17 protein-coding genes are annotated in these 19,946 nt (G+C 72.8%); 7 read left to right on the top strand and 10 right to left on the bottom strand.

Features of this window, described 5'->3' with window-relative positions; genetic code table 11:
* Window positions 1-6: 6 nt before the first annotated feature.
* The 4 genes from ABID77_RS19515 to ABID77_RS19500 all read right to left on the bottom strand — a co-directional run bounded on the left by ABID77_RS19515 (window position 7) and on the right by ABID77_RS19500 (window position 4,986).
* On the bottom strand, window positions 7-414 hold the full coding sequence (locus ABID77_RS19515) for a BLUF domain-containing protein (protein ID WP_429599404.1): 408 nt from the start codon (window positions 412-414) through the stop codon (window positions 7-9).
* Window positions 415-542: 128 nt separating this feature from the next.
* A complete protein-coding gene (locus ABID77_RS19510) occupies window positions 543-1,226 on the bottom strand; it encodes a sugar transferase (protein WP_429599401.1) in 684 nt (227 codons plus the stop codon).
* Window positions 1,227-1,342: 116 nt separating this feature from the next.
* Window positions 1,343-2,683: an alanine racemase gene (locus ABID77_RS19505; protein ID WP_429599399.1), complete on the bottom strand. Its 1,341-nt coding sequence runs from the start codon at window positions 2,681-2,683 to the stop codon at window positions 1,343-1,345.
* Window positions 2,684-2,886: 203 nt separating this feature from the next.
* Window positions 2,887-4,986, bottom strand: a complete 2,100-nt coding sequence (locus ABID77_RS19500; RefSeq protein ID WP_429599397.1) for a bifunctional 2',3'-cyclic-nucleotide 2'-phosphodiesterase/3'-nucleotidase — start codon at window positions 4,984-4,986, stop codon at window positions 2,887-2,889.
* 362 nt (window positions 4,987-5,348) lie between these two features.
* Here ABID77_RS19500 and ABID77_RS19495 point away from each other — a divergent pair, with 362 nt between their 5' ends.
* Window positions 5,349-5,615, top strand: coding sequence for a hypothetical protein (locus ABID77_RS19495; RefSeq protein ID WP_429599395.1), 267 nt, complete (start codon window positions 5,349-5,351; stop codon window positions 5,613-5,615).
* Window positions 5,616-5,720: 105 nt separating this feature from the next.
* Here the strand turns inward: ABID77_RS19495 and putA are convergent, their stop codons facing one another.
* Complete coding sequence (gene putA, locus ABID77_RS19490) at window positions 5,721-9,572, bottom strand: trifunctional transcriptional regulator/proline dehydrogenase/L-glutamate gamma-semialdehyde dehydrogenase (RefSeq protein ID WP_429599392.1); 3,852 nt, start codon at window positions 9,570-9,572, stop codon at window positions 5,721-5,723.
* 95 nt (window positions 9,573-9,667) lie between these two features.
* On the opposite strand from putA, the gene ABID77_RS19485 reads away from it, so the two are divergent.
* Entirely contained in the window at window positions 9,668-10,162 is a 495-nt protein-coding gene (locus tag ABID77_RS19485) for an Lrp/AsnC ligand binding domain-containing protein (protein WP_429599389.1), read from the top strand.
* Window positions 10,163-10,184: 22 nt separating this feature from the next.
* Here the strand turns inward: ABID77_RS19485 and ABID77_RS19480 are convergent, their stop codons facing one another.
* The 3 genes from ABID77_RS19480 to ABID77_RS19470 all read right to left on the bottom strand — a co-directional run bounded on the left by ABID77_RS19480 (window position 10,185) and on the right by ABID77_RS19470 (window position 14,274).
* Window positions 10,185-10,640 (bottom strand): hypothetical protein, encoded by a 456-nt coding sequence (locus ABID77_RS19480; protein ID WP_429599387.1) that lies wholly within the window; start codon window positions 10,638-10,640, stop codon window positions 10,185-10,187.
* Window positions 10,641-11,309: a DUF2252 family protein gene (locus tag ABID77_RS19475; RefSeq protein ID WP_429599384.1), complete on the bottom strand. Its 669-nt coding sequence runs from the start codon at window positions 11,307-11,309 to the stop codon at window positions 10,641-10,643.
* 91 nt (window positions 11,310-11,400) lie between these two features.
* On the bottom strand, window positions 11,401-14,274 hold the full coding sequence (locus tag ABID77_RS19470) for a C1 family peptidase (protein WP_429599382.1): 2,874 nt from the start codon (window positions 14,272-14,274) through the stop codon (window positions 11,401-11,403).
* Window positions 14,275-14,557: 283 nt separating this feature from the next.
* Here ABID77_RS19470 and ABID77_RS19465 point away from each other — a divergent pair, with 283 nt between their 5' ends.
* Together ABID77_RS19465 and ABID77_RS19460 are read left to right on the top strand one after the other, a co-directional pair.
* Window positions 14,558-15,460, top strand: a complete 903-nt coding sequence (locus ABID77_RS19465; protein ID WP_429599380.1) for a DUF6279 family lipoprotein — start codon at window positions 14,558-14,560, stop codon at window positions 15,458-15,460.
* Between the two features lie 44 nt (window positions 15,461-15,504).
* The gene (locus ABID77_RS19460) at window positions 15,505-15,972 is read left to right on the top strand and encodes a response regulator (RefSeq protein ID WP_429599378.1); all 468 of its coding nucleotides are present in this window, start codon (window positions 15,505-15,507) and stop codon (window positions 15,970-15,972) included.
* Here the strand turns inward: ABID77_RS19460 and ABID77_RS19455 are convergent.
* Window positions 15,927-16,853, bottom strand: a complete 927-nt coding sequence (locus ABID77_RS19455) for a hypothetical protein (protein ID WP_429599376.1) — start codon at window positions 16,851-16,853, stop codon at window positions 15,927-15,929. The two genes, ABID77_RS19460 and ABID77_RS19455, sit on opposite strands and share 46 nt — an antisense overlap.
* A gap of 101 nt (window positions 16,854-16,954) precedes the next feature.
* Between ABID77_RS19455 and ABID77_RS19450 the strand changes: the two genes are divergently transcribed.
* The 3 genes from ABID77_RS19450 to ABID77_RS19440 are packed head-to-tail and all read left to right on the top strand — an operon-like array spanning window position 16,955 to window position 19,390.
* Window positions 16,955-17,983, top strand: coding sequence for an ABC transporter substrate-binding protein (locus ABID77_RS19450; RefSeq protein WP_429599374.1), 1,029 nt, complete (start codon window positions 16,955-16,957; stop codon window positions 17,981-17,983).
* Between the two features lie 13 nt (window positions 17,984-17,996).
* Window positions 17,997-18,983, top strand: a complete 987-nt coding sequence (locus ABID77_RS19445) for an isopenicillin N synthase family dioxygenase (protein ID WP_429599371.1) — start codon at window positions 17,997-17,999, stop codon at window positions 18,981-18,983.
* Window positions 18,980-19,390, top strand: coding sequence for a VOC family protein (locus ABID77_RS19440; protein WP_429599369.1), 411 nt, complete (start codon window positions 18,980-18,982; stop codon window positions 19,388-19,390). Before ABID77_RS19445 ends, ABID77_RS19440 begins: the two co-directional genes overlap by 4 nt.
* Before the next feature lie 83 nt (window positions 19,391-19,473).
* Here the strand turns inward: ABID77_RS19440 and ABID77_RS19435 are convergent, their stop codons facing one another.
* Window positions 19,474-19,932, bottom strand: a complete 459-nt coding sequence (locus ABID77_RS19435; protein ID WP_429599613.1) for a RidA family protein — start codon at window positions 19,930-19,932, stop codon at window positions 19,474-19,476.
* Between the last annotated feature and the right edge of the window lie 14 nt (window positions 19,933-19,946).

Here is a 19,946-nt window from a genome sequence, read left to right as displayed (position 1 = left end):
ACGCGTCTACTGGCACTCGCCCATCTGCGCCATCGCATAGAAGAACGCGCCGACCGCGCGGGCGTCCGGACCGCAGGCGGGCGCGGTCTGCGCCACGATCGTCTTCATCATCAGCGACGCGTTCGGCGACGCGGGCAGCCAAGCCATGGCCCAGCCCGTGTAGACGCGGCGCGAGATCGAACGCCGGTCCAGCACCTGGCAGTCGCAGTGGCGCGGATCGTGCTCGATGCGTTCGAGCAGCGCGGCGATGACGCCTTCCTCGCCTTCCAGGCACTGCAGGAAGCGGCCGTCGGCCAGGTACAGGGCACCGGTGACATCCAGGCGCGCGTTCGCGATGCGCGCGTGATCGAGCAGCGCCAAGGCTTCGGGCGTGCTGCAAAGCGACCGGCTGGTATAGAGAATCCGACTGAGCATGCGGGCAATGTCCGGTGAACGCGGACCGCCCGACGTGCGAAGTGCGCACTCCTGCGTGTAAGCCGAACCGAAGTCGTCGCCGCCGCGATCGCCCCGCCGACGCGGGACCGTGGCCGGACCGACCCTCGTCACTCGCCGTCGAAGATCACCGCGCGCACCGTCCGCAGCAGGATCTTGCAGTCCAGCCACAACGACCAGTGCTCGACGTACTCGACGTCGAGTTCCGCGCGCTGCACGAAGGTCAGCTCGTTGCGCCGACTCACCTGCCACAGGCCGGTCAGACCCGGGCGCATCGCCGCGTAGTGCGACCAGGCGGCACCGTAGAGCGAGCGCTGGCGCTCCATGCACGGCCGGGGGCCGACCAGGCTCATGTCGCCCTTGAGCACGTTCCAGAACTGCGGCAGTTCGTCGAGGCTGAGCTGGCGGATGAAGCGTCCGACCGGCAGGATGCGCGGGTCGTTCTCCAGCTTCTGGAAGGTGTCCCACTCGGCCCGCGCGGCGGGGTCGCGCGCCAGGTGCTCGTCGAGCACCCGGTCGGAATCCAGCACCATCGAGCGGAACTTGTAGAAGCGGAACGGCCGGCCCCGGCGGCCCAGGCGCGTCTGGCAGTAGTGGACCGGATGGCCGCCGCCGAGCCACACGCACAGGGCCACGGCCACGTACAGCGGTCCGAAGACGAGGAAGAAGGTCAGGGCACCGACGATGTCGACGGCCCGCTTGATCGCCAGGCCGACGACCGGGGCAGCGGGCACCCGGGTCGTCCCATTGGAGGCCTCGGCCGGCGTGCCGAGGGACGTTCGGGCCTTCGTCATGGGCCGGTTCTCTGGGGGATCGGGACGGAACATCGAAGGCCCATGGCATCAGTTTAGAGTACCTTCGTACTATACAAGCGCGCACAGTTCAGGTGCGCCAGGGCGGGTAACCCCTCTCAGAAGTGCATCGTGACTGCATCGCCGACGGTGTAGTCGTCCTCGACGACGGGCATCCAATGCCACTTGTCGAAGGTCGTGCACGGGTGCGAGATGCCGAAGCCGACGCGCTCGCCCACCCCCGGCGCCAGGGCGTCGTCGGCCTCGCGCCAGCGCAGGTAGGCGTGCTGGTCGTTGAGCGCGCCGATCTCCCAGCTCGCCGGTACGGCCGAGGTCCGGCGCGCGCCGAGGGCCGCACGCGCGATCGGCACGGGCATCGACAGGTCGAAGGAGACGTCGCGCTTGCCCATGGCGACGATCGCCAGGCGCGGCTCGGGGCGCGACTGCACCGTCGCCCAGACCTCCAGCGCCGGGCGCAGGCTCTCGCCGGCGGCGCAATGCAGGCGGGCGTCGATCGCGACCTGCAGCCGGCGGTAGGTGCCGTGATCGTGCGTGACGTAGCAGCCCGAGCGCAGCAGGCCGCGCACCGGACGCCCCAGAGCGGGCCGCAGCCGCCGCGCGACCAGGTCGTACAGCGCCGAGCCGCCGGCCGAGACCAGCACCTCGTCGCCCTCGAACAGGTCGTGCGCGGCGCCGTGGCGGGCGACGGCCTCGACGCGGTCCATCAGCGCGTCGGTGTAGGCGGCGTCGGGACCGCTCTCGCCGGTGGCGCCCTGCCCCTCGTAGCACTCGATGCCCACCAGCCGCGCCGCCGGGCTCGCGCGCAGCCGCGCCGCCAGCGCGACGGCCTGCTCGTGCGTGCGGCAGCCGGTGCGCGCGCCCTCGACGCCGATCTCGACCATCGCCTCGAAGGGCCGCGCCAGCGGATGGCGGCATGCGAAGTCCTCGATCAGGTCGAGCTGCGCCGCCGAGTCGACCAGGAAGACCACGCGCAGGTCGGCATGCGATCGCAGCAGGTGCTGGAGGCCCGCCAGGTCCGCGTCGGACACGACCTGGTTGGCGATCAGCGCGCGCCGCGTGCCCGCCGCGACGCCGACGGCCAGCTGCCCCACCGTGGCAAAGGTGATGCCCCAGGCGCCGCCGTCAAGCTGGCGGCGGAACAGCTGGGGCGACATGGTCGTCTTGCCGTGCGGCGCCAGGTCGACGCCCCATTCGTCGACGCGCGCCTGCAGCCAGGCCAGGTTGTGTTCGAGCGCCTCGCGCCGCAGCAGCGCCACCGGCAGCGGCAGGTCGCCGGCCAGCACGTTCCAGCCCCGCTCGCCGATGGCGCGGCGGCGCACCGGGGCGGCGGCGAGCGGGAAGCCCTTGAGGCCGGCGTGGAGGACGGGGTCGAGCAGGTCGGGGGCGGCGGATCCGGGCGGGAGCAGGGTGGAACGCGGATCGTGGTCGGGTGTCGTCATGGTGTCGTGCGGGCGGTTCGAAGGTCGGGCGCCGCATTGTCCAGGCGTCGCAACTCCCGGACTCGGTCCGCCTCGTCCCGCCTCGCTTCTCATCGTCAGGACACCGCGGAACCGGCTTCGCCGGGCCGCCGGTGTCGCCCCTGCAAGGGGGTTGGCGAAGCGACGCGAAGTGCCCGTAGTGCGCGAAGACTGGGGGGGCGTGGTCAATCCCTCAGATCGATCCGGTACAGCGCCCGGCCCTTGCCCGACCCGTCGTCGTCCGCCACCAGCGACACGCCGGTCAGGCCCGCCGCCGCCGCCACGCCGGCCACGCCCTGGCCGGAGGTGAACAGCACGCGCCCGGCGGTCGCCACGGGCGTGAAGCGCCAGCTGCGCGCGGCGCCGTACTGCGCGCGCGCGACGTTCGGGTTCGCCTTGATGAAGTCGATCAGCACGTCGCGGTTGGCGTCGGGCGAGGCGTAGATGGTCGAGCGGCCGTCCAGCGCGGCGATGAAGCTGGCGCCGCCGCTGGTGGCGCGGTAGTTGTTCGTGGCGATCACGAAATCCTGCCTGGCGTCGATCGGCAGGCCCTTGTACGTCAGGTTGCGGATGCGGCCGCCCACGGGCTGGGTGACGTCGATCTCGTACCGGACGTCGGGCGTGGTGAACATGTCGAAGTTGTAGCCCGGGAAGGTGCCGACGAGCTGCTGGTCGGCCGTGCGGGTCGGGTCGATGCGGTTGAAGCGCTTGGCCGCGGCCTCGAGCCAGGCCTGCACCTCGGCGCCCGTGACCTTCACGGCGTAGACCGTGTTGGGGTAGAGGTAGAGGTCGGCCGCGTTGAAGATCGCCAGGTCGCCGGCGGCCACGTCCGTGAAGTCGCGTCCGCCCTCGTAGCCCGACTTGAAGGGCGCGCTGACCGACAGCACCGGCAGATTCGCGTACTGCGGCAGGTTGGCCCGGACGTAGCGCGCCACGTGGTCGGCCTGCGCCGCGTTGACGATCTGGATCGCGCCCGGGTCGCCGACGTCGGCGAAGTACGTGCTCATGCGGAAGTCGGTGCGGCCGATGGGCGTCCTCACGTAGGCGATGGCGGCCTGGTGCTGGGTCGCCACCAGCGGCGCGACGCTGGCGTCGGCCGCGACGTAGGTGGTCTTGCCGGCGGCGTCCTTGCCGGTCTCGGTCAGGCGCGCCTCGACCGTCGTCCGCGTCTTGTCGACCGACCAGGCCTTGCCGTCCCACACCAGGCCCAGGCGGATCACGCCCAGCGCCTTGCCCCACGAGCTGGCCATGACCGCCGGCACGCCGTTGACGGTGCCCGCCGCGTTGTCGACGCCGGCCTGGGTGTAGGCCGGCCGGGTGCCGCGATCGGGGAACAGGCCGTGCTGGTGGCCCATGACCATGGCGTCGATGCCGGCGACCTTCGACAGGTGGAGGCCGGGGTTCTCCATGGTCGGCGAGTAGGCGGTGCCGTCGAGGCCGCCGTGCTGCAGCGCCACGACGATGTCGGCGCCCTCGGCCTTCAGGCGCGGCACGTACTTCTGCGCCGCCTCGACGGCGCCCTCGGTGGCGACCTTGCCGTCGAGCCAGCGCTTGTCCCAGTTGAGGATGCCGGGCGTGGTGAAGCCGATCACGCCGACCTTCAACGGCACGTTGACGGCGCGGCCGTCCGGACCGGTCGCGGCGATCTGCTTGGTGACGATGGTGTAGGGCTTGAACAGCGTCCGCCCGGTGCGCGTGCTGGTGACGTTGGCCAGCACCAGCGGGAAGTTGGCCCCGGCGCAGCGCAGGCCGGCGTCGACGCCCTCGACGTCCAGGCCGCCGCCGACGATCCGGTCGAGGTAGGCCAGGCCGTAGTTGAACTCGTGGTTGCCCAGGGTGCCGGCGTCGAAGCCGGTGGCGTTCATGGCGCGGTAGATCGACGGCGCCTGGCCGCAGGGCAGCGGCGCGACGGTGGCCTCGTAGTCGGCCAGCGCCGTGCCCTGCACGGTGTCGCCGTTGTCGACCAGGAAGGTGTTGGGGAATTCGGCGCGCGCGGCCTCGATGAGCGTGGCGGTGCGCTCGTAGCCGTAGGAGGGGTCGTCGGCCAGCTTGAAGTAGTCGTAGCTGCGCACGTTGGCGTGCAGGTCGGTGGTCTCCAGGATGGCCAGCGTGGCGCGGGTGCCGGCGGCGGCCGATGCGGCCGTCGCCGGCGCCGTCGTCGGTGCCGTGGCGGCCGGGGTCGCCGGGGTGGACGGGGTGTCGTCACCGCCGCCGCATGCCGACAGGCCGGCGGCCAGGGCGGTGGACAGGCACAGGTGGACGAAGGGGATCGAAGGACGTGGCATGGCGCGCTCGGGTCGGGGAAAGAGCGGGAGTCTTCGCGCCGTGTGTGAAAGCTTCGTGTAAGCACCCCGGCCGGCGCAGGATCCGGGGCTGTCCGGCGCGCATGGCGCCGGGTGGGCGGTCGCAGTCCGACGACGCCTCGTGGCCTGCCGCTTCGATGTCGCATGGCTGTACATCGGAAGTTCTCTGTGCAACGATGCATCCGTCTCGCCGTGCTCGACGCGCCGGAAGCCGGTGGCGGCGCGAAACCTAGGGTCTATACTGATCCTAGAATCATCGGAAATCGGCCTTGTCCTATTGCAGTTTTGATTGCCTTCAGGACTTTTCCGGACACCAAGTCATCCTCAACTCGAAGCAACCTCCCATGAACGCCATCAAATCCGCGCGCCGTCTGATCACTCAAGACCCCTCGACCCCCACCGCGAAGACCCTGGCCCGGCTCGTGCTGGCGCTGGAGTCGGAGGGCGACTTCGACATGTCCAGCCTCTACGCGCTGGACATCGATTCCTTCCAGATGGCGATCTCGATCCTGAAGGAATGGCGCCTGGAGCGCTATTACGCCGGCAAGGCCAAGCTGTTCGACGTGGCTTTCCAGACCCGCGATTTCGTGGCGCCCGCCGACCAGCACTGACGTCCTCCGCCCGCGTCGCTCGTTCGAACGACGCGGCATCGCGCGACCCGGTCCCGGCACCGGTCGGGTCCGCGCCACCCGTCTTCCCGCCGGCCCGGCACCGGGTCAGGCGATGGTCATCAGGCTCGCGTTGCCACCCGCCGCCGCGGTGTTCACGCTCGACGCCCTTTCGAGGACCAGCCGCTCCAGCGGCCACGACCGCCCCCCTCGTTCCCCCTCCCCGCCGGCCGACGCGCCGTGGACGCCGACGATCGGACCCGGCCGCGCCGCCATCGTCCGATTGACCTCCCGCAGCGACGCGGCGTCGCCCTGGTGCAGCACGGCGTCGAAACGCACCTCGTCGGCGCGCCAGTCGACCGCCAGGGCGATCGCGTCCCGCACGGCCGGCGGCAGCCGGTCGAAGGACGGTCTCGCCGCCGCCGGCCAGACCGCCCGTCCCCCCACCGCCAGGACCGACGCCAGCTGGGCGAGCCGGTCGTCGTCCGCGTCGGCCAGGCACAGCACGGCCTCGCGCGGCACCAGCGTGTAGACGTTGCGCTCGCCGGTCGGACCGGGCAGCTCGCGCGCGGCGCCGGGGCCGGGCTGGCCCGCCAGGCGAGCGCACAGCGCGGCGAGTTCGGGCGCGTCGGCGTCCGATGCCCAGGCGCGCAGCGCATCGAAGGCGGGGCGACCCCCGGTCCGGTCGTCCGGCCGCGTGGGCGCCGGTGCCCCGGACGGGGCTCCCGCGTCGCCGCCCGTCCCGACCGCCCGCGCCAGCACGTCGTCCGGCCGCCGCGACAGCAGCCGGTACAGGTAGAGCGGTCCGCCCGCCTTCGGCCCCGTGCCCGACAGCCCCTCGCCGCCGAAGGGCTGGACGCCGACCACCGCGCCCACCATGTTCCGGTTCACGTAGACGTTGCCGGCCCTGGCGGCGCCCGCGACCCGGGCGATGGTCTCGTCGATGCGGGTGTGCAGGCCCAGCGTCAGGCCGTAGCCGGTCGCGGCGATCCGTTCCATCAGCCGGTCGAGGTCGGCGCGGCGGTAGCGCACGACGTGCAGCACCGGCCCGAAGACCTCGCGCGTCAGCTCGGCGACGTCGTCGAGCTCGATCAGCGTCGGCAGGACGAAGGTGCCGCACGCCGTGGCGTCGCCGCCGTCGTTCCAGGCGGTGCGGAAGACCCGGCGGCCCCTGGCGCGCATCGCCTCGACGTGCCGCTCGATGCCCTCGCGCGCCTCGGCGTCGATGACCGGGCCGACGTCTACGGCCAAGCGGGCCGGGTCGCCGACGCGGGCCTCGGCCATCGCGCCCCGGAGCATGCCGACGATGCGCTCGGCCGCCTCCTCCTGCAGGCACAGCACGCGCAATGCCGAGCAGCGCTGGCCCGCGCTGTCGAAGGCCGACGCCATGACGTCGGCGACAACCTGCTCGGCGAGCGCCGACGAATCGACCACCATCGCGTTCTGGCCGCCGGTCTCGGCGATCAGCGGCACCGGCGCGCCATCGCGGCCGAGCCGGCCGGCCAGCGCCTTCTGCAGCAGCCGGGCGACGTCGGTCGAGCCGGTGAACAGCACGCCCTGCACCCGGGCGTCGCCGACGAGCATGGCGCCCACGGTCTCGCCCCGGCCGGGCAGCAGCTGCAGCACCGCCGGCGGAATGCCGGCCTCGCGCAGGCGGCGCACGGCGTGCGCGGCCACCAGCGGCGTCTGCTCGGCCGGCTTGGCCAGCACCGGATTGCCGGCCGCCAGCGCGGCGCCGACCTGGCCGACGAAGATCGCCAGCGGGAAGTTCCACGGGCTGATGCACACCACCGGCCCGAGCGGCCGGTGCGTGTCCACGCCGAAATCGTGGCGCACCTGGGCGGCGTAGAAGCGCAGGAAATCGACCGCCTCGCGCACCTCGGCGATGGCGTTCGACGCCGTCTTGCCGGCCTCGCGCGCGAGCAGGCCGATCAGCGGCGGCAGGTCGGCCTGCAGCGCGTCGGCCGCCCGCTCGAGGGCGTCGGCGCGGACGGCGGGCGGCGTCGCGGCCCAGTCCCCGGCGGCGGCATCGGCGGCGGCCAGCGCGGCCTCGACGTCCCGGGACGACGATTCGCGGACGTGACCGACGAGATCGGTCAGGCGGGCCGGGTTGCGGATGCCGACCTCGGCGCCGTCGAACGCGGGAACCGACGCATCGGCGGTGGCGATGGTCGTGGCGGAGGCGCCGCCGGCCGACGGCTCCGCGACCATCGGGCCGGCCGACCAGTCCGTCGCCGCCGCCTCGGCCATGCCGGTCGCGATGGCCTGCAGGGCGTCCTCGTCGGACAGGTCCAGGCCGCGCGAGTTGCGCCGGGCCGGGCCGTACAGGTCCGCCGGCAGCGGGATCGACGGATGCGGCAGGCCGACGCCGCCCTCCTCGCGCGCCAGGCGATCCACGGTCGCGACCGGGTCCTCGACCAGCGATTCCAGCGGCAGGTCCGGGTCGGCGATGCGGTTGACGAAGGAGGTGTTGGCGCCGTTCTCCAGCAGCCGGCGCACCAGGTAGGCCAGCAGGGTCTCGTGAGTGCCCACCGGCGCGTAGATGCGGCACGGCCGGCCCAGGCCGCCCGTGGCCGGGTCGCCCACGACCTGCTCGTACAGCGGTTCGCCCATGCCGTGCAGGCACTGGAACTCGTACTGGCCCGGCGCCCAGGCCGACGGGTCGGCCATCCGGTGGATGGCCGCGACGGTGTGGGCGTTGTGGGTGGCGAACTGCGGATACACCGCGTCGGGCGCCGCCAGCAGCCGGCGGGCGCAGGCCAGGTAGGCGAGGTCGGTGTGCGGCTTGCGCGTGTAGACCGGGTAGCCGGCCTGGCCGTCGACCTGGGCGCGCTTGATCTCGCTGTCCCAGTAGGCGCCCTTGACCAGGCGGATCATCAGCCGGTGGCCGCTGCGGCGCGCCAGGTCGACGATGACGTCGACCACCCGCGGGCAGCGCTTCTGGTAGGCCTGGATGACGAAGCCGATGCCGTCCCAGCCGGCCAGCGCGGGCTCGAAGCACAGGCGTTCGAGCAGGTCGAGCGACAGTTCCAGCCGGTCGGCCTCCTCGGCGTCGATGTTCAGGCCGATGTCGTGGCCCTTGGCCTGCAGCACGAGCTCCAGCACGCGCGGATACAGCTCTTCCATCACCCGCGCGCGCTGCGCGCGGACGTAGCGCGGGTGCAGGGCCGACAGCTTGATGGAGATGCCGGGGCCGTCCTGCACGCCGGCGCCGGCCGCGGCGCGGCCGATGGCGTCGATGGCGTGGCGGTAGTCGTCCAGGTAGCGCCCGGCGTCCTGCGCGGTCAGCGCGGCCTCGCCCAGCATGTCGTAGGAGTAGCGGAAGCCCCGCGCCTCCTGCGCCCTGGCGTGCCGCAACGCGTCGGCGATGGTCTCGCCGGCGACGAACTGCTCGCCCATCACGCGCATCGCCATGTCCACGCCCTTGCGGATCAGGGGCTCGCCGCCCTTGCCGACCAGGCGGGACAGCGTGGCCGACAGGCCGGTCTCGCTGTGCGTGGCGACCAGGCGGCCGGTGAGCATCAGGCCCCAGGTCGCGGCGTTGACGAACAGCGACGGGCTGCGGCCGACGTGGCGCTGCCAGTCGCCGTCGGCGATCTTGTCGCGGATCAGGGCGTCGCGCGTGGCCGCGTCGGGGATGCGCAGCAGGGCCTCGGCCAGGCACATCAATGCCACGCCCTCGCCGGAGGACAGCGAATACTCCTGCAGCAGGCCCTGCACCAGCCCCGAGCGGCCGCCGGCACCCTTGCGTTCGCGCAGGGTCTGGGCCAGCTTCAGCGCGAGCCGACCGGACGCCTCGGCGTCCGCCGGCGCCTGCCGCGCCTGCGGCAGCAGGGCCGCCACGGCCTCGGCCTCCGGCATGCGCGTCGCGGCCGTGACGGCGCGTCGCAGCGCGCCGCGCGCCTCGGTGGGTCCATCGGCGAAGGCGGGTGCGGTGATGTCGACAGGGAGGTTCGGCATGGCGGCGGATCGGTAGTGGATGGCCCTATCATCTTCCACCATCGACCGGATATTCCTTCGAAATTCGGTCGTTCCACGAAACGAATCACTACGCCATGGCCATCGATCATCCGCAGACGCCGCCCGACCGCATCGACCTGCGCATCCTCGCGCTGCTGCAGGCCGACGGCCGCATCGCCAACCTCAAGCTGGCCGAGGCGGTGAGCCTCTCGCCCACGGCGACGCTCGCGCGCGTGCAGCGCCTGACGCGCGACGGCTTCATCCTGGGCTACGAGGCGCGGCTCGATCCGCTCAAGCTCGACGCCGGCATGCTGGTCTTCGTGGAGGTGCTGCTCGACCGCACCACGCCCAACGTCTTCGAGCAGTTCAAGGTCGCGGTGCAGGTGCGGCCGGAGATCATGGAATGCCACATGGTCGCCGGCGGCTTCGACTACCTGCTCAAGACGCGCAGCGCCGACATGAACGCCTACCGCCGCTTCGCCGGCGACGTGCTGTGGCAATTGCCGGGGGTGCGGGAGACGCGCACCTACGCGGTGATGGAGGAGGTCAAGAACTCGACGCACCTCCACATCCGGGAGGCCTCGGTCTGACGACGCCGGGCGCGGCCGGGCCTCAGGGCCGGCGCGCCGCTTCCGGCTGGCGGCACCAGTCGGCGAAGTCGGTCTCGATGGACGCCACCGCCCGGGTCGCGGCCTCGGTCCACCAGCGCGCGCCGCGGCGGTCCAGGTCGGCGCCGATCGTGGCGGCGACGCCGTCGTCGGCCGCGCCCGACAGGTGAACGTTCGCGACCTCGCGGCCCATGGCGGCGAGCAGGTCGTGCTCGAAGATCCACCGGCCCATCACGTCCATCTCGATCTTGTGGTTGTTGGGCGAGAGCCGGCGCACCAGCACGCCGCCGTCCTCGGCGTCGACCCGGTACCACGGGTCCGGCGCGCGATGCCGGCCCGCGACGATGTCGGCGATCCGCGGCGCGGGGCGCTCCAGCCCGCGCGCGTAGGCCCAGCCCGAGGTCACGATGCCCTTGGCCTCGCGCACGACCGGACCGCCCTGCCATTCCGCCGAGGCCACTCACCGGGGCCGTCCGAGGCTGCCGACGCCCGCCGTGCGCGGCCAGTAGCTGACGTCGGTGGCGCCCTCGGGCAGGGCGCGGTCCAGCGCGGCCCGGAAGCGCGCCGGCACGGGGTCGTGCGCCGCCGCCGCGTTCTTCTCCATCTTCCGCCAGAAGGCGGCGCGGTCCTCCTCGGTGGCGACGAACTTGGCGCGCAGGCGAGTGTGGTCGCGATCGAGCACGTAGGGCCGAGGCTTCGCCAGGCCGGCGCGATAGCCTTCGAGCACGCTCCCGCAGATCGACGCCAGCGTGGCCGGCGGCGGATCGCCCAGCTCCCGCATCGCGAGCCAGCCGCTCACCGCCAGCCGCAGCAGGTCGAAGCCGTAGGGCATCCCGAAGGCCTCGTCGAAGTCGTTGAGCCCCCAGACCAGCCGGCCGTCGGCGTCGCGCCAGGTGCCGAAGTTCTCCACGTGGACGTCGCCCACGGCCAGCACCGCCGGCGCCGCCGCCAGTTCGGGCACCAGCGCCGGCATCACTTCCGCCCAGCGCCAGTAGGTCGCGCGCAGGAAGACGAACCGGCCGCTGCGCATGCGCGCGTGCTTCTTCCTCAGGTCGGCCTCGACCACCTCGCCGGGCAGTTGGCGGTGCAGCCAGGCGTCGTAGGTGGCGGTGGAGTCGGTGATGTTCATGGATGGGTGGGTGGTTTCCGGATCGGGGGACGAGGCGCGAGCGTAGCCGCTGTCGGCCGCGCGCCGCCGCACCCGCCCCCGCCCCCACCCCTCAATACCCCCGCAGGTCGTCCACCTTCGTCGCCAGCTCCCCCGCCCCCGTGATACGCATCAGCGTGCGCGCGAGGACGTCGATGTCGTTGTCGAAGCCGCCGTGCGCCGACGGCTGCAGCACGTCGCCCGTGCCGGGGTCGGTGGCGACGCGGATGCGCGGGGCCGTCACCACGCGGGTGCGCCGCGCCAGCCTGGCGTCGACGGCGGCGCGGCGCCAGTTGGCCAGGGCCTCGCCGGTGTCGGACGAGCCGTCCCAGCCGCCGAAGTCGGGGTCGTCGATGCGCTGCAGGCCCAGGATCGGCGTGCGCAGGTCGGCCTCCAGGGCGTTGGAGACCAGGTAGAGCAGCGACTTGCGGTAGATCCGCGCCACCGTGTCGGCGCGCTCGACCTCGTCGGAGAGCACGTCCAGCGACAGGCGCTTCATCACCGCGTCGTCGCGGGCGTAGTGCTGGTTGGCGAAGGCGACGGTGCAGGCCGGCGCGAACAGGCCGACCGAGGCCAGCGAGCGCTTCGCGACGGCGTCGCCCCGGGCGGACATCGCCGTGATCATGTGGCCCAGCAGGATCGAGCCGGCCGAGTGGCCCACCAGGTGCAGCTCGAACCTCGGTCCCCAGGTGGCGGCGAGCGCCGTGATCGCGTCGAGCAGCAGTTCGCCGCCATGGCGCGGTGCGAAGGCGAGGCCGGCGTTCTCCTTCATCTCGCTCCAGATCGGCCGCGCCAGCGGCCGGCCGATGGTCCGCTCGATCGCCAGGTCGGAGAGATCGGAGAGCCGCTCGCCCGCGCCGACCGCCGCCGGGCGCCGGCCACCGGCGTCGGCGAGGATGTCGCGGATCGACTCCAGCAAGCCGGTCTTCCAGACCAGGAAGATCGGATAGCAACCGTTGCCGATGAAGAAGCGGCCCATGGCGCTGACGCGGCGGATGGCGGCGGCCTCGTCGTTCAGGCCGCCGTGGGCATAGATCACCAGCCGCTTCGGCTCGTCCGCCGGCTGGCTGCGGAACCACTGGTCGGGCAGCACGTACGCCTGCTGCTGGAGCTTGCGCGGCTGTTCGTCCTCCGTGAGGTAGCGGGCGACGCGGCCGTCGTTGCCCAGCACCACGCTGTGCTGGTAGGCCAGCCCGGCGTCCCACCACTTGCCGCGGTCGGCGCCGGCGCGCGCGCCCTGGGCGTTGCGCGCCACCGCCAGCCGCCCGCCGACGACTCCCGGCACGCCCAGCGCGACGACCCAGGCGTCCATGCCGTTGGCCAGCCAGTCCAGGTAGGTCAGCACGGCGAAGCCGCCGGCGCCCCATTCCCGGCCCCACGAGTTCTGCAGCAGGAAGCCGTCGGCGTTGAAGCCGACCAGCGCGAAGGCGTGGCCGCCGTCGGTCGAGGGCCGGCCGTCGAAGGCGATGCGCGGCAGGCTCGCGTGGTCGGGCGCGTCGGTGTCGACGCTGGCGACGCGGTCCCAGCCGTCGTGCGTGAAGGCCGAGACGAAGATCGCGCCGTGCTGGGCGATCGCCGCCTGCAGGTCGGTGATCGAGGCGGTGTCGATGCGGTAGTAGACGCCCAGGGTGATCTGCGTCGCGCGGGTGGCGAAGCCGTACCTCGCCGGATTCGACGACTCCGGCGCATAGGGCCAGTCCTCCTCCAGGCAGACGCCGTTGTGGAACCAGCCCTTGAGGGCGCCCCGGCAGCTCGATCCCTCGTAGTCCTCGCCCTCGTACTCGTCGTGACGGCGCGCCAGCGTGTAGAGCATGCGCGGACTCACCGACGCGAAGCCGGCCGGCCGGTCGGGCCGGATCCAGCGCAGGTAGTTGATGACGCAGGTCAGGCCGAAGCCGGTGCAGGCGCCCTCCCGGCCCTGGTTCAGGATCAGCCCGGCGGCGGCGTAGGCCGGCAGGTGCGTGCGGACCACCTCCTGCGACGGATGCTCGGCGGGCAGGCCGAGCGCCTGCGGCATGAAGGGCCGGTCGCGCAGGTCGGCGCTGTCCCGGCGGGTGTGGGAGAGCCGCGACCTGCTCTCGGCCGGCCGGCGCGACGCCGCGACACCGGCCCCCGCGCCGGCGAGCGCCGGGGAAGGCGGCGGCTCGAAGACCGCGCCCGCCCGGTCGAACACGTCGCGGAAGCGCTCCAGCCCGTGGGCGCCGCCGTTGACCAGCCTGCGCGCCGCCCGGTGGTCCCGCTGCGCCACCGCGTCGCGGAGCGACGCGGCGTGGTCGGCCAGGAATTCCGCCAGCAGCACGGCCGCGACCTCCGGCGCGTTCGCCAGCTCGGGCTGGTCGATCAGCGGCAGGCCGATGCGCTGGCCGTACTTCTCGTAGTTGGTCCGGCCGGTGAGCTGCACGAAGCCCCGGCCCCGGAAGCGCCCGCCCTCGCCGGCCCGATTGCCCAGCCGCTTGTCGTAGGCGCTGAAGGGCGGGTCGCCGGGACGCGTGTTGAACCCGGAGGGGAACTCGGAGATCGGCACGAAACCCTCGGTCTCGGCGCGGATGGTGGCCAGGGCACCCAGCACCAGCGGCGCGTCGGTCAGCCCCGCGACGCCCAGCGCCGCTTCGACATACGGCAGGTAGCGCGCGATGTTGGCCGGCTTGGTGGCCGGGAACAGTCGGCTGACGCGGCCGACGTTCAGCTTGTACGGCCCGAACGCGTCGCCCGGCGGATCGATCAGCGCCAGCAGCACCTGGCAGCGCGGTCCGACGATGCCGTCGGCGACGAGGCCGACGCCGGCCTGCCAGCGGCGGATGGCGGCGTCGAAGTCGGCGTCGATGGCGGCGCCGGTCCGCCCGAGCACGTCGAACGGCGCCGCGTCGGCGCCGAGCTCGCGCCGGAGCGAGCGCGCCAGCGCGTCCACGTCCTCGCCCGCGTCGCCCTTGTGCATCAGAAGCCGCATCGTCCTTCTCCTCGGTGGGGGTCGTGGTCGTCGTTGTCGACCGCAGGAGGAGACTAGATTCGGCCGGGCGCGCGGTCATCACTCCGGGAGGTGACGATGCATCGGACTTGGCCGATTTCTCCGGCCGGACGCGCCTGCCACCGTGTTTTTCGGAAACATCGAAGGCGGTGTTGGCTGTTGGCTGACACCCGATGGCTGCGACGGTCGATGGCCCGCCCCCGGTCGCATGCGTCATGGTCGTGGCATCGCCCCTCCCCGCCGGGCGCCCACGGATCGGATCGCCATGCAGCTGTCGCCCACCTTCGCCCTCGCCCGCGCCTTGCGCGCCGGCGCGGGGCGGTTCGCCGCCGCGCTGGTCCTGGGCGCGGCGCTGTGCGGATGCAGCGCCGTCAAGCTGACCTACGACAACGCGCCCACCGTGGGCTACTGGTGGCTCGACAGCTACGTGGACTTCCGCGACGACCAGACGCCCGTGGTGCGCGCGCGGCTGGCCGAGCTGCTGGCCTGGCACCGCGCCAACGAGCTGCCGACGCTGGTCGCCCTGCTGGAGGACGCCGCGCGCCGGGCGCCGGACGGGGTCGCTCCGTCCGAGGTCTGCGCCGTCGGCGACGCCCTGCGCCAGCGCCTCGTCGCGACGGCCCGGCAGGCGGCGGCACCGACGGCCGAGCTGGTCGCGGGCCTGGACGACGCGCAGCTGCAGCGGCTGGAGGAGAAGTTCGCCAAGAACAACGCCGCCTACGCCAAGGACTGGCTGGCGCCCGGCCCCGAGAAGCAGCACCGCAAGCGCTACGACAAGGACCTGGAGCGCTTCGAGGATTTCTACGGCCGGCTGGACGAGGCGCAGCGCGCCCTGCTGCGCGAGTTCGCCGACCGCTCGGTCTTCGATCCGCGCCGCGTCGACGCCGAGCGTCGGCGCCGGCAGCGGGAAGTGCTGGCCTGGCTGCGCGATCCGGCGCACCGCGCCATGCCCGAGGCCGAGATGCGTGCCGCCATCGACACCTACGCCCGCGACTTCCTCCAGCCCGCCCCGGGCGCCTGGCGCGATCACCAGGAGACGCTGCAGCAGGAGAACTGCCGCAAGGTCGCCGCGCTGCACGAGGCGACGCGGCCCGAGCAGCGCGAGCGCGCGGCGCGCCGGCTGCAGGCCTACGCGCAGGACCTGCGCGAACTCGCCGCCGCGCCCTGAACACCCCGCGACCGCCCGGAGACACCCGTCAGGAACCACCGCCCATGACCTCGCCCATTACCGCCACCGCCGTCGCGCCCCCAGCCGAAGCCGACACCGCTCCCACCCGCTCGCCGAGGCCCCGCCAGCGCATCGCCATCGTCGAGGACGACCCCGCCCTGCGGGAGACGCTCGCCGCAATGCTGGGCGAATGCGCGGACGTGGAGATCGTCCTGAGCACGGCCGTCGAGGCGGAGGCCGACCGCTGGCTCGGCGAGCACTACGCCGACTGGGACGTGGCCATCGTCGACGTCTTCATCCAGGCCGGCAACGGCATCCGGCTGCTCGGCGCGCACCGCCACCGGCCGGCGGGCCGGCGCATCGCCATCTTCACCGGCTTCGCCACGCCCCAGGCGCGCGCCTCCTGCGAACTGCTGGGGGCCGACGCCGTGTTCGACAAGACGTGCGACCTGGAGGCGCTGATCCGCTACTGCAGCGCCGACGGCGGCCTGCGCCCGCGCCAGGCCTCCTGAACGGACGGGTCCGCCACGGCATGGACGCCGTGGCCCTTGCGCAGGATCAGGTTGGCGTCGCGCAGCGCCTCGGCGATGCGCTGCATCGGGTCCACCGTGACGTCGCGCCGCGCCACGGCCGCGTACTCGGCCAGGGCGTCGGCGGTGAACAGGCCGGTGGTGTCTCCATCCACGCGCGCGACGCGGTCGAACACCGCGCCGGCCAGGGCGCCCAGGTCCTCGATCTTGCGCAGCTCGACGTCGGCGGCGGCGCCCTCGAGCGTGGCCGCGATCACCGGCAGGAAGCGGTCGGCCTCGGCCGGGTCTTCCTTCTGCAGCGTCATGCCCACCACCTGCGCGCGGTGCGAGCCGGTGCCCATGAAGAGGAAGTGGCCGGGCATGCCGGGGCGCGGGCTGATCGCGTCGCGCGCCGCCTTGATGGCCAGCAGCATCTGGGTGCCGTCGTCGCCGGCGAGGGCCTGCTGCACCTCGTCGACGATCGGCACGACGTCGGTGCGGGCCCGGTCGATCAGCTCGGTCAGCGCCTGCGCCAAGGTGGCGCCGCCCTTCGCGCCGACGTCGTCGAGCTGGAAGCCGAACTTGAAGCCGCCGGCGCCGACGTCGATGCCCTCGCGGCGTTCGAGCCGTCCCAGCAGGGTCGAGGCCGGCGTTTCCAGCTCGGCCAGGGTGCTGCGGACGGCGGCGTGGACCAGCGCGGTCGGATCGCTGGTCGAGCAGGCCGGGGCGCAGCAGTTGCCTGGCCATCTGCTCGGCCAGGGCGGGACGGTGGAAGAGTTCCATTTGATCGATTTCAGTCGAACCGGCTGATTAGTCGATCCGGCTAGAAACCGCCAAATCGATCCAGCCGGAGGACCGGTGCTGGCACGGACCGTGCTTCGCATCGCGCGCAGCGAGTAGAAGCGTTCAGCGGTCGGACCGCCCGGAAATTGCTCCTGAAGTCGGCGCCCCGCGCCGGTCCCTTCCTCTTTTCCGGAGACTTCCCATGCAACGCCGTTCCCTCCTTCGCACCGCCGGCGCCGCCACCGCGCTGGTCGCCGCCCCGCCCCTGCTGCGCGCCCAGGGCGCGCTCGCGCCCTTCAAGTTCAACCTCGGCTGGAAGGTCGAGGCCTCCGGCGCCGGCTTCCTGCTCGCGCAGCAGCGCGGCTACTACAAGGACGCCGGCCTCGACGTCACCATCGACACCGGCAACGGCTCGACGGCCGCCATCGGCCTGGTGGGCAGCGGCGCCTACGACGCGGCGTCGGCCGACCTGTCGTCGATGATCGAGTTCAACGTCGCCAACCCCACGGTGCTGCTCAAGGCGGTGGCGATCCAGTACGACCTCAACCCCAACGCCATCATCGTGCGCCGGGACGGCGCCATCAAGAAGCCGGCCGACCTCGCCGGCAAGACCATCCTGGGCCAGCCCTTCAACGCCTCGCGCAAGCTGTTCCCGGTGTTCGCCAAGGCGCAGGGCTTCGACCCTTCCGGCGTGAAATGGGAGAACGTGACGCCCGACATCGGCGACACGCGCTTCGTCAAGGGCGACTTCGACGCTTCCGCGTACTTCTATTTCACCGGCCTGCTCAACCTCAAGGCGCGCGGCATGGGCCCGGAGCAGCTGACCGTGTTCCGCTTCTCCGACCACGGCATGAAGTCGTACGGCAACGGCCTGGTCGCCAACCCGAAGGCCATGCAGCAGACCGAGACGATGCGCGCCTTCGTGAAGGCCACCACGCGCGGCTGGATCGACTGCATCGCCGACCCCGCCGCCGGCGGCGCCGCCGTCAAGGCGCGCGAGCCATTGGCCAACCAGGCGCTGGAGACCGAGCGCCTGCAGCTCATCGTCGACGGCACCATGAAGACCGCCGACGTGCGCGCCAACGGCTGGGGCGCGGCGACGCCCGCGCGCCTGCAGGCCACCATCGACGAGACCGTGGCGGCCTTCGGCCTGAAGGCCACGCCCACGGTGGCGGACTTCTTCACCGACCGCTTCCTGCCCGCGATGGCCGATCGCAAGCTGAAGGTCTGAGGGGACGCGCGCCATGGGCATTCCAGTGATCGACCTGACCGACGCCCTGACGCCGGGCGCCCCGCGCAGCGCCGAGGTGGCGCGCGAGTTCCGCGCGGCGGCCATGGCCTCGGGCTTCTTCTACGTGCGCCATCACGGCGTCGACGCCGACCGGGTCGCGCGCCAGTTCGACATCGCCCGCCGCCTGATGGACCTGCCGCCCGAGCGGCGCGAGGCGCTGTCGATCCGCCGTTCGCCGATCCTGCGCGGCTTCGAGGGCCTGGGCGCGCAGACGCTCGACGCGGCCATGAAGCCCGACCTCAAGGAGAGCTTCTACTGCGGCATGGACTGGCCGGCCGACCACCCGTACGTGAAGGCCGGCCACCAGACCTACGGCCCGAGCCAGTGGCCCGACGAACTGCCCGACGTCCGGCCGGCGTGCGAGGCCTACATCGCGGCGATGAACGCCCTCTCGCTGCGCCTCATGCAGCTCATGGCGCTGTCGCTCGGCCTGCCGGAGGACCACTTCGACGCCGCCTGCGCCGATCCGATGGTGACGCTGCGCATGGTGCGCTACCCGCCCCACCCCGAAGGCGCGGACGAGCGCACCTTCGGCGCCGGCGCGCACACCGACTGGGGCGCCATCACGGTGCTGGCGCAGGACGCGCACGGCGGCCTGGAAGTGCGCATGCCCGACGGCGACTGGGTCGCCGCGACGCCGATGGCCGGCACCTTCGTCGTCAACCTGGGCGACATGATCCCGCGCTGGACCAACGGCCTCTACCACTCCAATCCGCACCGCGTGCGCAACACCTTCTCCGGCGGCGCGGCGCGCCACTCGATTCCCTTCTTCTACGAGCCCGAGTACCACGCCCGCATCGTGCCGGTGCCCGGCACCGTGCCGGCCGGCGAGGCGCCGCGCTACGCGCCGTGCACCGCCGGCGAGCACCTGGAGGAGATGTACCGCACCACCTACGGCATGAAGAAGGCGACCGCGGCCACGGACGCCGTCGCCGCATGAAGCTCTGGTTCAACCTGCTGTGCCGCGACGTCGAGGCGCAGCTGGACTTCTACGCCCGCCTGCTGCGCTGGCCCGAGGCGGTGCACGCCCGCTCGCCGATCTACCGCGCGCTGGAACACGACGGCGTGCAGTTCGGCTTCAACGCACTCCCGGCCTACGCCCTGCTCGGTCTCGACGACCGCCGGCCCGAGGCGTCGCCGGCCCCCGTCACCGCCTACGCGACCTTCATGCTCGCCACGCCCGCCGAGGTCGACGACGCGGCGGCGCGCGTCGCGCAGCTCGGCGGCCGCGTCGTCAAGCCGCCCTGCCCGACCTACTACGGCCAGTGGCAGGCCGTGCTGAGCGATCCGGAGCGGCACGTCTTCCGCGTCGGCACGACGACGCTGCCCGAGCCCCCTGCCTCTTGAGACAGCCACGACCCGGACCCAGGACACCGCGGAACCGGCTTCGCCGGGCCGCCGGTGTCGCCCCCGGAAGGGGGTGGGCGCTGCTACGCGCAGCGAGCAAGCCGGGGGGTGGGCAGGTACATCGTCGCCTCGACCTCGATCACCAGGTCGTCCCCCGGCAGGAAGCGCGCCACCTCCACCACCGTGCTGACCGGCGGCGCGTCCGGGTAGAACAGGCCGCGCACGCGGTTGTAGGCCGGGTAGTGGCGCAGGTCGCGGAAGTACTGCACCAGCTTCACGACGTCGGCCATGCCGCCGCCGGCCTCCTCGGCGAGCTGGCGGACGCGCGCCAGCACGAACCAGCTCTGCGCCACGGCCGGCGCCTCGAACACGTCGACCGACATCTGGCCGGTGTCGTAGCCCAGCGTGCGCAGGGCGGCGCGGGCCGCGTCGGGCAGGTCGTCGTAGGCCGCGACGGCCCGGCGGCTGGCCGGATCGACCGCCACCACGCCGCTCATGAAGACGAAATCGCCCGCGCGGCGGAAGGCGGCGTAGTTGGCCATCGGCGCGCCGACGA

This window comes from Variovorax sp. PvP013 (assembly GCF_050435945.1).
In the GTDB taxonomy this organism is placed as follows: domain Bacteria; phylum Pseudomonadota; class Gammaproteobacteria; order Burkholderiales; family Burkholderiaceae_C; genus Variovorax.
The sequence above is the reverse complement of the archived record's forward strand: the minus strand, read 5'-3'. Positions and strand labels throughout refer to the sequence as shown.

Coding starts and splice junctions, on each gene's coding strand:
- ABID77_RS19515 (WP_429599404.1), bottom strand. CDS start 414: ATGCTCAGTCGGATTCTCTATACCAGCCGGTCGCTTTGCAGCACGCCC.
- ABID77_RS19510 (WP_429599401.1), bottom strand. CDS start 1,226: ATGACGAAGGCCCGAACGTCCCTCGGCACGCCGGCCGAGGCCTCCAAT.
- ABID77_RS19505 (WP_429599399.1), bottom strand. CDS start 2,683: ATGACGACACCCGACCACGATCCGCGTTCCACCCTGCTCCCGCCCGGA.
- ABID77_RS19500 (WP_429599397.1), bottom strand. CDS start 4,986: ATGCCACGTCCTTCGATCCCCTTCGTCCACCTGTGCCTGTCCACCGCC.
- ABID77_RS19495 (WP_429599395.1), top strand. CDS start 5,349: ATGAACGCCATCAAATCCGCGCGCCGTCTGATCACTCAAGACCCCTCG.
- putA (WP_429599392.1), bottom strand. CDS start 9,572: ATGCCGAACCTCCCTGTCGACATCACCGCACCCGCCTTCGCCGATGGA.
- ABID77_RS19485 (WP_429599389.1), top strand. CDS start 9,668: ATGGCCATCGATCATCCGCAGACGCCGCCCGACCGCATCGACCTGCGC.
- ABID77_RS19475 (WP_429599384.1), bottom strand. CDS start 11,309: ATGAACATCACCGACTCCACCGCCACCTACGACGCCTGGCTGCACCGC.
- ABID77_RS19470 (WP_429599382.1), bottom strand. CDS start 14,274: ATGCGGCTTCTGATGCACAAGGGCGACGCGGGCGAGGACGTGGACGCG.
- ABID77_RS19465 (WP_429599380.1), top strand. CDS start 14,558: ATGCAGCTGTCGCCCACCTTCGCCCTCGCCCGCGCCTTGCGCGCCGGC.
- ABID77_RS19460 (WP_429599378.1), top strand. CDS start 15,505: ATGACCTCGCCCATTACCGCCACCGCCGTCGCGCCCCCAGCCGAAGCC.
- ABID77_RS19455 (WP_429599376.1), bottom strand. CDS start 16,853: ATGCGAAGCACGGTCCGTGCCAGCACCGGTCCTCCGGCTGGATCGATT.
- ABID77_RS19450 (WP_429599374.1), top strand. CDS start 16,955: ATGCAACGCCGTTCCCTCCTTCGCACCGCCGGCGCCGCCACCGCGCTG.
- ABID77_RS19445 (WP_429599371.1), top strand. CDS start 17,997: ATGGGCATTCCAGTGATCGACCTGACCGACGCCCTGACGCCGGGCGCC.
- ABID77_RS19440 (WP_429599369.1), top strand. CDS start 18,980: ATGAAGCTCTGGTTCAACCTGCTGTGCCGCGACGTCGAGGCGCAGCTG.
- ABID77_RS19435 (WP_429599613.1), bottom strand. CDS start 19,932: ATGGCCAACTACGCCGCCTTCCGCCGCGCGGGCGATTTCGTCTTCATG.